9 protein-coding genes and 1 pseudogene are annotated in these 9,520 nt (G+C 63.4%); 5 read left to right on the top strand and 5 right to left on the bottom strand.

All coding sequences use genetic code 11. From position 1 onward, the window contains the following. Positions 1 to 138: 138 nt before the first annotated feature. Positions 139 to 711, top strand: a complete 573-nt coding sequence (locus AHiyo1_RS06495) for a 2'-5' RNA ligase family protein (RefSeq protein ID WP_059387993.1) — start codon at positions 139 to 141, stop codon at positions 709 to 711. After that, a complete protein-coding gene (locus AHiyo1_RS06490; protein ID WP_441433657.1) occupies positions 632 to 1,735 on the top strand; it encodes a YihY/virulence factor BrkB family protein in 1,104 nt (367 codons plus the stop codon). Before AHiyo1_RS06495 ends, AHiyo1_RS06490 begins: the two co-directional genes overlap by 80 nt. A gap of 90 nt (positions 1,736 to 1,825) precedes the next feature. On the opposite strand, the pseudogene AHiyo1_RS06485 reads toward AHiyo1_RS06490, so the two are convergent. The 5 genes and pseudogenes from AHiyo1_RS06485 to sdhC all read right to left on the bottom strand — a co-directional run bounded on the left by AHiyo1_RS06485 (position 1,826) and on the right by sdhC (position 6,219). After that, a pseudogene (locus AHiyo1_RS06485) lies at positions 1,826 to 2,589 on the bottom strand (alpha/beta hydrolase family protein). A 91-nt stretch (positions 2,590 to 2,680) separates the two neighbouring features. Continuing rightward, complete coding sequence (locus tag AHiyo1_RS06480) at positions 2,681 to 3,463, bottom strand: succinate dehydrogenase iron-sulfur subunit (RefSeq protein ID WP_059387992.1); 783 nt, start codon at positions 3,461 to 3,463, stop codon at positions 2,681 to 2,683. A gap of 1 nt (position 3,464) precedes the next feature. Next, positions 3,465 to 5,264 carry a succinate dehydrogenase flavoprotein subunit gene (gene sdhA, locus AHiyo1_RS06475; RefSeq protein ID WP_059387991.1) on the bottom strand — a complete coding sequence of 600 codons (1,800 nt, stop codon included), beginning with the start codon at positions 5,262 to 5,264 and terminating at the stop codon, positions 3,465 to 3,467. A gap of 91 nt (positions 5,265 to 5,355) precedes the next feature. Then, complete coding sequence (locus AHiyo1_RS06470) at positions 5,356 to 5,835, bottom strand: succinate dehydrogenase hydrophobic membrane anchor subunit (RefSeq protein ID WP_059387990.1); 480 nt, start codon at positions 5,833 to 5,835, stop codon at positions 5,356 to 5,358. Between the two features lie 3 nt (positions 5,836 to 5,838). Then, positions 5,839 to 6,219, bottom strand: a complete 381-nt coding sequence (sdhC, locus tag AHiyo1_RS06465; RefSeq protein WP_084784381.1) for a succinate dehydrogenase, cytochrome b556 subunit — start codon at positions 6,217 to 6,219, stop codon at positions 5,839 to 5,841. A gap of 238 nt (positions 6,220 to 6,457) precedes the next feature. Between sdhC and AHiyo1_RS06460 the strand changes: the two genes are divergently transcribed. The 3 genes from AHiyo1_RS06460 to AHiyo1_RS06450 form a co-directional block, all read left to right on the top strand. Then, positions 6,458 to 7,591, top strand: coding sequence for a mannose-1-phosphate guanylyltransferase (locus AHiyo1_RS06460; RefSeq protein WP_059387989.1), 1,134 nt, complete (start codon positions 6,458 to 6,460; stop codon positions 7,589 to 7,591). A 76-nt stretch (positions 7,592 to 7,667) separates the two neighbouring features. Continuing rightward, positions 7,668 to 8,867 carry an amidohydrolase gene (locus tag AHiyo1_RS06455; RefSeq protein WP_059387988.1) on the top strand — a complete coding sequence of 400 codons (1,200 nt, stop codon included), beginning with the start codon at positions 7,668 to 7,670 and terminating at the stop codon, positions 8,865 to 8,867. Between the two features lie 348 nt (positions 8,868 to 9,215). Beyond that, positions 9,216 to 9,520 (top strand): MarR family winged helix-turn-helix transcriptional regulator (locus tag AHiyo1_RS06450; protein ID WP_059387987.1); only part of this gene is annotated, 305 nt, incomplete at its 3' end.

Raw genomic sequence — 9,520 nt, 5'->3', positions numbered from 1 at the left:
ACAAGGAATCCGCTAAAGCCATGTGCGCGGCTGGCAAGCTCAGCGTCCAGGTCGGCTCCCGTTCACGGGAGCGGCCGGGACACTGATGCCCGCCCGGGCACGGGCGCACACCAGTCTGCCAGCGCGTGCGGGGACAACCTGTGCGTAGGGGTCATTCTGGGTTTCCCCCGGGAAGTCGCCCAGGAACTGCAGCAATGGCGAGCATCCTTTGGCGATCCGATGGCGGAAGTGATCCCGGCCCACATCACCCTCGTGACCACTACCCCTGCCCAGGACTGGGAAGCCACCCTTGAGCATGTCCGCGACGTCGCGCGGCGCCAGGCACCATTCAGGATCACGATTTCCGGCACGGGCTCCTTCCGGCCGGTATCCCCGGTGGTGTTCCTGAAGGTCGCAGACGGTTTCGAGGAGTGCGTAGGCCTGCACGAACAACTGCAGACCGGCCCCCTGGAACGCGATCTTCCCTTCCCCTACCACCCGCACGTGACGGTAGCGCACGACGTCGCTCCCGAGAGTCTTGACGAGGCCGAAACGGTGCTCAAGAACTACAGCGCCACCTTCCCTGTGGTTAGCATGGGACTTTACGAGCACGACGACAACGGCATTTGGCAGCTACGGGAAGAGCTCGACTTTGGCGGCGACGCAGACCAATCACGGAAAAGCACAGCGCAACGACCGGCAGCAGGCGGAGAAGCCACCGCTGCCGACTGAAGGGGCGCAGCTGAAGCTGCAGCTCATCCATCGTCAGGTCGAATGGGGTAAAGCCCGGCGCTCGGGCAACAGAGGCGCCACCATACCGGCGTTCATCAACCTGGCCCTCGCCCGGCTCAGCAACTTCCGGCCGATGCGCGCCTTCAACCTCTACAACCTGCGCCACGGCCCGTTGTTGAGCGCCGGCATAGGCTTCACCATGTTCTTCTCCATCACGGGCCTGCTGGCCACGGGATTCGCCGTGACCGGCTTGGTCCTCAACGGGCAACCCCAACTAGTTGATTCAATCGTCTCGAGCGTCGCCACAGCGGCCCCGGGACTCCTGAAAACCAGCGGGGGCAACGGCCTGGTGGATCCGCATGATCTCCTGAATCCCACAGGCCTTGGCTGGACGGCCGTCATAGCCGCCGTCGTCACGGTCTTTACTGCTCTCGGCTGGATCGCGGGGATCCGGGAGGGTCTCCGCGGGGTGTGCGGTCTGGAGCCCGTGCAGGAAAACCCTCTGCTGATGAAGGCCCGCGACGCCGGTACCCTCCTGCTGCTCGGCGCAGCCTTGGTGGTCAGCGCCGGTGTTTCGCTCGTGTTCGGGACAGCAGCCGGATGGATCATCGAGCGGCTCGGTTTGGCCGACGCCGTCGCTGGCCCAGTCACCTGGCTCGTTCGCACGGCCGTACCCCTGGTCCTCAACTGGGCGACGGCGGTGATCATGTTCCGCTTCGCAGGCCGCTTGAAGCTTCGCCGGCAAGCCTTCGTGGAAGGAACGGTGCTGGCCGGCATCGGAACCACCATCCTCCAGATCTTCAGCACGGAGTTGCTGGCGAATGCCGGACGGAATCCCATTCTGGCCTCATTTGCCATCATCATCGGGCTTCTCATCTGGTTCAACCTGGTCAGCCAGGTCTACTTGGTCTCCGGGGCGTGGGCGGCCGTCAGGGAAGCGGACACCAGCGCCCACGGGCACCCCAAGCCGGCCCTCGGATCGCGGCACCCTTCGCCCCGCACGTTCCACGCAAAGGACTCCTGAGGGAGCCAGCGCCCCAACTAGCTAGCAGTTGTTGTCGTTTTGAGCCCTCATAACGACAATAATTGCTAGTCAGTTGGGCTGGGGCCCGCGCTAGTCGCCGAGGTACTGCCCGGCCCAGGCGGAGATGATCCCTGCAACCCGGGCAGCTTGTCCTTTGCCCGTCAACAGGTGGTCACTGCCTTCGAGCGAAATGAAGCTCCGAGGGTGCCGTGCAGTCTGGAAGATCTCGCTGGCGTTGTCGATGCCACGGTGTTGTCCGTGGGGGAGTGCAGCACCATGAGGGGCCTGTGCAGGGTACGGATGCAGTCCCTGAGGTCGGCCTTCTCGACATCCTCCACAAAGTGCCGGCGGACTTCCATGCGCCTGCCGCCCAGGTTGACCTCGGCGCTGCCTTCGCTGAGGATCGTGCTGACTTCGGCGTCGAACATGTGCTCCACGTGCCTGGGCTGGAACGGGGCGCCGACCGTCGCAACGGCACGTACCTCGGGGAGGCTGAGGGCGGCAGCCAACACGGCCGCCCCTCCGAAGGAGTGGCCAACAAGCAGGGAGATTTCCTTGCCTTCGGCGCGCATGAACCCGGCGGCGCGGATGGTGTCAGCCACCTTCACACTGAACGATCCAGCGGACCAATCGCCGGCGGAGTCGCCCAGTCCAAGGTTGTCGAAGCGAAGCATGCCGACGCCGAGATCCGCCAAACCCTTGCAGATGCGCGATGCTGACGGGCTGTCCTTGCCGAGGGTCAAACCATGGGAGAACACACCCCAGCCCCGGACCGGACCCTCAGGAACATCCACGATCCCTGCCAGGAGATCTCCGGTGCTGCCTTCGAAGCTGATCTTCATGGATTTGGACACCTGTCCGCCTTTCGTTTTGCGAGGAAGTCTTAAACAACGACGACGGCGGACCCCGCCAAGGGGACGCCGTCGTCGTATTCTGAATTTTGGACTAGATCTTGCGTGCCAGGATGGCCTGCTTGACCTCGGCGATGGCCTGGGTCACCTGGATGCCACGCGGGCAAGCTTCCGAGCAGTTGAAGGTGGTGCGGCAGCGCCACACGCCTTCCTTGTCGTTGAGGATCTCCAAGCGCATGTCACCGGCATCGTCGCGGGAATCGAAGATGAAGCGGTGTGCGTTCACGATGGCGGCCGGGCCGAAGTACTGGCCGTCCGTCCAGAACACGGGGCAGGACGACGTGCAGGCGGCGCACAGGATGCACTTGGTGGTGTCGTCGAACCGTTCACGGTCCTCGACCGACTGCAAGCGTTCCTTGGTGGGCTCGTGGCCCTTGTTGATCAGGAACGGCATGACTTCGCGGAAGGACTGGAAGAACGGCTCCATGTCCACGATCAGGTCCTTCTCCACCGGGAGGCCCTTGATCGGTTCAACGGTGATGGGCTTGGAGGTGTCCAGGTCCTTCAGCAGGGTCTTGCACGCGAGGCGGTTGCGGCCGTTGATGCGCATGGCGTCGGAACCGCAGACGCCGTGGGCACAGGAACGGCGGAACGACAGTGAGCCGTCGATTTCCCACTTGATCTTGTGCAGGGCGTCCAGCACGCGGTCGGTGCCGTACATCGTCAGCTGGTGGTCTTCCCATGCGGCCTCTTCCGAGACCTCGGGGTTGTAGCGTCGCACCCGCAGTGTGATGTTGAAGGTGGGAATTTCCCCGCCTCCACCAATGTGCGCGGGCAGCTCGATCTTGGATGCTGGCTCAGCAAGTTCAGCAGACATCTTAGTACTTCCTCACCATCGGCTCGTAGCGCGTAAAGACAACAGGCTTGGTGCCGAGTCGGATGCCCGCGATTGCTTCCGCAGATCCGTCCGCCGGAGCGTGCTCATCTTTATATGCCATGGAGTGCTTCATGAATTTCTCGTCGTCGCGCTCCGGGAAGTCCTCCCGGAAGTGGCCTCCACGGGACTCCTCGCGGTGCAGGGCAGCAACTGTCATGACCTTGGCCAGTTCCAGCAGGAAGCCCAGTTCCACCGCTTCGAGCAGGTCAAGGTTGAAGCGCTTTCCCTTGTCCTGGACGCTGATGCGCTGGTACCGCTCTTCGAGGGCCGCGATGTCCGTGAGCACCTGGTTCAGGGTGTCCGCCGTACGGAACACCTGCATGTTGGCGTCCATGGTGTCCTGCAGTTCCTTGCGGATCGCGGCAACCCTCTCGCCGCCGTCGGAAGTGCGGACGTGGTTCAGCAGATCCAGCGTGTATGCCTCCGGGTCTTCCGGGAGCTCCACGAAGTCAGCGGTCTTGGCGTATTCGGCCGCAGCAATGCCCGCACGCTTGCCAAAGACGTTGATGTCCAGCAGCGAGTTGGTACCCAAACGGTTGGAGCCGTGAACGGAAACACAAGCCACTTCGCCGGCTGCGTACAGGCCCGGAACGATCGTGTCGTTGTCCTGCAGGACCTCGGTGGTGATGTTCGTGGGGATGCCGCCCATGGCGTAGTGCGCCGTCGGGAACACGGGAACCGGCTCGGTGTACGGCTCGACACCGAGGTAGGTGCGGGCGAATTCGGTGATGTCCGGGAGCTTCGCGTCGATGTGGGCCGGCTCGAGGTGGGTCAGGTCCAGGAGGACGTAATCCTTGTTCGGGCCGCAGCCGCGTCCTTCACGCACTTCGTTTGCCATGGAGCGGGCCACGATGTCGCGGGGAGCGAGGTCCTTGATAGTGGGAGCGTAGCGTTCCATGAAACGCTCACCCTCGGAGTTACGCAGGATCGCGCCTTCGCCGCGGGCAGCTTCCGAGAGGAGGATGCCCAAGCCGGCAAGACCGGTCGGGTGGAACTGGAAGAACTCCATGTCCTCCAGCGGGATTCCGCGGCGGAACGCGATGCCCATGCCGTCACCGGTCAGGGTGTGGGCGTTGGAGGTGGTCTTGAAAACCTTGCCCGCGCCGCCCGAGGCGAACACCACGGACTTGGCCTGGAAAACGTGCAACTCACCGGAGGCGAGGTCGTATGACACGACGCCGGCAACGCGCTTCTGCTTGTACGGCGTCCCGTCTTCGCGGACGGCGTCTTCCTCGACGGTCAGCAGGTCCAGGACGTAGTACTCGTTGTAGAACTCGACGTTGTGCTTGACGCAGTTTTGGTACAGCGTCTGCAGGATCATGTGGCCCGTGCGGTCTGCTGCATAGCAGGCGCGGCGGACCGGAGCCTTGCCGTGGTCACGGGTGTGGCCACCGAAACGGCGCTGGTCAATGCGGCCTTCGGGCGTGCGGTTGAACGGCAAGCCCATCTTCTCCAGGTCCAGCACGGCGTCGATGGCTTCCTTCGCCATGACCTCGGCTGCGTCCTGGTCAACCAGGTAGTCGCCACCCTTGATGGTGTCGAACGTGTGCCACTCCCAGTTGTCCTCTTCGACGTTGGCCAGGGCTGCACACATGCCGCCCTGGGCTGCGCCGGTGTGGGAACGGGTGGGGTAGAGCTTGGTCAGTACTGCGGTGCGTGCGCGCTGACCGGATTCGATCGCGGCGCGCATGCCGGCGCCGCCGGCACCGACAATAACGACGTCGTACTTATGGACCTGCATACCAGATGCTCTTTCTCTCTAAGTCAGATGGTCGGCGGAGCCTGCTCCGCGTGTTGTGCGCCGCCGGACAAGCCGGTGGTGCAGCGGAGCGCTACGGCGCCGGGCAGAACCCGCCGGGCAGCTGAACGCCGTTGACGACGGGGCACGGGTTGAACGTGAAGATCACCAGTGTGCCAAGAACGACTATGACGACCGTGGCCGCGTAAAGGACTACCTTGAGCCAAAGGCGCGTGGCGTCCTTCTCGGCGTAGTCGTTGATGATGGTGCGGACGCCGTTGGTGCCGTGCAGCATGGCGAGCCACAGCATGGCCAGGTCCCAGAACTGCCAGAACGGGTCGGCCCACTTGCCGGCCACGAAGCCGAAGTCGATGCCGTGGATGCCTTCGCCCACCATGAGGTTCACGAAAAGGTGGCCGAAGATCAGAACCACGAGCACGACGCCGGAGAGCCGCATGAACAGCCACGCGAGCATCTCGAAGTTCCCCTTGGAACCGGTGCCGCGACGGTACTGCGGAGCAATCTTCCCGCTGCCGATTTTTCCACTGCGCGGGCTTTGAATGTCAGTACTCATGGCTTAGTGGCCTCCCAGTGCGAGGGACAGGTGGCGGATGGCGAAGGCCCCGAAGGTGACCAGCCACAATACCAGGACGGTCCACAGCATCTGGCGCTGGTATTTCGCGCCCTTCTTCCAGAAGTCAATGGCGATAACGCGCAGGCCATTGAAGGCGTGGAAAACAATCGCTGCGACGAGGCCCGTTTCGCCCAGGGCCATGAGGGGGTTCTTGTAGGCGCCGATAACGGCCGTGTAGGCCTCCGGGGACACACGCACCAGTGAGGTGTCCAGCACATGGACCAACAAGAAGAAAAAGATCACAACACCGGTAATGCGGTGTCCAACCCAGGACCACATGCCTTCACGGCCGCGGTACAAGGTGCCAGCTGGTTTTGTCGGCACTGAATAAACCTTCCTGCAACACAGCGGCGCTGGCACGGGATCCATGCGGGGGAAACGCCAGCTGCGAGAGCACTCGTAGCTCAGCCTAAATCTAGGCTTCGCTCACAGCTTATTCAATTTAGGCACCCCTTCTTGTAACGAGAGCGCGGGGTTTCGCCTGAATTCCGGCGTTTTCGCCACGATGGTGAGACGAAGACCACAAAGCGGGACTTGAGCGGGTGTCGGATAAGGTGTTGCGGTGAGTATAGAAAACGCTGCAAGCCTCGAATCGCCATTGCGCCACTTCCATGCGGTTATTCCGGCCGGCGGAGTGGGCACGCGCCTGTGGCCGCTTTCGCGTGCTGCCGCGCCCAAGTTCCTCCACGACCTCACGGGTTCGGGCAGCACCCTCCTGCGGGCTACGTACGACCGTCTCGAACCGTTGGCCGGCAACCGCGTTCTGGTGGTTACGGGTGTGGCGCACCGGGTTGCCGTCTGCCGCCAGCTTCCAGAAGTGGGCGAAAACGAGTTGGTCCTCGAAAGCGAACCGAAGGACTCGGGAGCGGCGATTGGCCTCGCCGCCGCCATCCTGCACCGTCGCGACCCCGACACCATCATGGGTTCCTTCGCCGCCGACCACGTCATCAGCCCGGACCACCTTTTCCAGGAAACTGTGCGCGAGGCTATCCACACTGCGGCTGCCGGGAAAATCGTCACCATCGGCATCAAGCCCACGCACCCCTCGACCGGGTTCGGTTACATCCGCACCGGGGACTTGCTCAATATCGACGACGCGCCGAATGCGCACGCCGTGGTCGAGTTCGTCGAGAAGCCGAGTGAGGACATTGCCAAGAAGTACCTCGAGACTGGCGACTACGTCTGGAATGCCGGCATGTTCGTCGCGCCCGTCGCTCTCATGCTCAAGCACCTGGAGGCAAACCAACCGGTCCTGTTTGCCGGGCTGCAGGAAATTGCCGACGCATGGGACACGCCGGAACGCGATGAAGTGACCGCCCGGGTGTGGCCCACTCTGCCGAAGATCGCCATTGACTACGCCGTGGCCGAACCAGCCGCGGCGGCGGGGGATGTCGCCGTCGTGCCCGGTACTTTCCGCTGGGACGACGTCGGAGACTTCGCCGCGATCGGCCGCCTCAACAATGCCGGCGACGTCGATGAGGTGACGGTCCTCGGTGAAGGCGCCCGCGTCTTCACGGAGAACGCCAGCGGTGTGGTTGTCTCCGATACGAAGCGTGTGATCGCCCTTATCGGGATCAAGGACGTCGTGATCGTCGATACGCCGGACGCGCTGCTTGTCACCACGAAGGAGCACGCCCAGCGGGTCAAGGGTGCGGTGGACGCGCTCAAGGCAAGTGGAGACACCGACGTTCTATAGCGCCCTCTTGCGGCGCTGTCCGTAACCAAGAGACCCCTTTCGCTATTCGGGGGGTGTGGATGGCTAGAGTTGTGAGGTGCGCAATTTCACTACCGAAACCGAGCCGACCCCTGTGGTGAAGCCATGGCTTGACGATCTCTTGCCGGAACTCCTTGAATTCCGGAGGGACCTGCATGCGCACCCCGAACTTTCCTTCAAGGAATTTCGCACTACGGACAAGCTGGTTGAACGGCTCGAGGCGGCGGGACTCGAACCCCGTCGGCTGGAAGGCTCGGGGCTGACGGTCGACGTCGGCGACGGGCCCATCGCCACGGCCCTGCGCGGAGACATCGACGCCCTCCCCATCATCGAGGAGACCGGGCTTCCGTTCGCGTCGAAGAACCATGGCGTCACCCACGCGTGCGGGCATGACGTCCACACCACGAGCATGCTTGGCATTGCGCTGGTGCTGCACGCCATGCACCAGGAATCCCCCTTGGGCGGAACGGTGCGCATCATCTTCCAGCCGGCAGAAGAAACCATGCCCGGCGGTGCGTTGTCCTGCATCGAGCAGGGCGTGCTCCAAGGCGTTCCGCGTATTCTTGCGCTGCACTGCGATCCGCGTATCAACGTCGGCAAGATCGGCACGCGTATCGGCGCCATCACCTCGGCGTCGGACACCATCAAAATCGAATTGACGGGACGTGGCGGCCATACTTCCCGTCCGCATTTGACCGAAGACCTGGTCTTCGCGCTGGCCCAAATCGCCGTCAACGTGCCGGCCGTCCTGTCCCGTCGGGTCGATGTGCGCAGCGGCGTTTCGGTGGTGTGGGGCCAGATCGCGGCAGGTTCGGCACCCAACGCCATCCCCGCCAACGGCTACATGGCAGGCACCATGCGTTGCCTCGACAGGGACGCCTGGCACAGCGCAGGGGAGTTGCTCGACGACGTCGTCCAGCAGGTTGCCGCGCCGTACGGGGTGGACGTGCACCTTGAGCACACCCGCGGCGTCCCTCCCGTGGTCAACTCGGAACACGAAACTGCCATCATCGAGGCCGCTGCCCGTGCGGAACTCGGCGAGCACGCCGTCGTCCTGACACCGCAGTCCATGGGTGGCGAGGACTTCGCCTGGTTCCTGGCCGACCTGCCGGGTGCCATGATGCGGCTCGGAACCCACACGCCCGGCGGCGAGGAATACGATCTCCACCGCGGTGACTTCATTGTGGACGAGCGTGCCCTCGGCTTCGCAATCCAAGTCCTTGCCGCCGCCGCGCTGCGAACCATCCGGGATCTCTGAACCTCGACGCTCGCTCACTTATGCCGGGTTTTGGCCGGACGCTCGCTCACTTATGCCGGGTTTTGGCCGGACGCTCGCTCACTTATGCCGGGATCTCTGAACCTCGACGCTCGCTCACTTATGCCGGGTTTTGGCCGGACGCTCGCTCACTCTTGGTCTAAAGGCCGGGGATCCTCCTGCGGATTATCTGCAGGAGGATCCTTTCGTTTGGGCTTGTTTGTGAGCGGGCGTCGCCGGGGCACGGCTTGTTTGTGAGCGGGCGTTGCCGGGGGACGGCTTGTTTGTGAGCGGGCGTCGCCCGAAGCGATTAAGTTGTGCACAATTTAATTGTGAGCTATCGTTATTCCCATGAGTGAAGCCCCCCGCCTCGACCGCCAAGTCTGTTTCGCGCTGTATTCCGCTTCGAAGGCGGCCACTGCGGTCTACCGGCCGGTGCTGGACGAGCTTGGACTGACGTATCCGCAGTACCTCGTGATGCTGGTGCTCTGGGAGAACGAGCCTCGAAGCGTCCGGGAACTGGGTACCGAGCTGGGACTCGACTCGGGCACCCTGTCTCCGCTGCTCAAGAGGCTTGAAGCCATGGGCCTCGTGGAGCGCCGGCGTTCAGTAGAGGACGAGCGTCGCGTCGAGATCCACCTGAGCGACGCCGGGCG

It is taken from the genome of Arthrobacter sp. Hiyo1 (assembly GCF_001263615.2).
Lineage (GTDB): Bacteria > Actinomycetota > Actinomycetes > Actinomycetales > Micrococcaceae > Arthrobacter.
Note: the sequence above shows the minus strand (reverse complement) of the source record. Positions and strands in the feature narration are given on the sequence as shown.

Bases quoted from the DNA above. Each gene is read 5' to 3' on its own strand.
- AHiyo1_RS06480 (WP_059387992.1), bottom strand. From the start codon at position 3,463: ATGTCTGCTGAACTTGCTGAGCCAGCATCCAAGATCGAGCTGCCCGCG.
- sdhA (WP_059387991.1), bottom strand. From the start codon at position 5,264: ATGCAGGTCCATAAGTACGACGTCGTTATTGTCGGTGCCGGCGGCGCC.
- AHiyo1_RS06470 (WP_059387990.1), bottom strand. From the start codon at position 5,835: ATGAGTACTGACATTCAAAGCCCGCGCAGTGGAAAAATCGGCAGCGGG.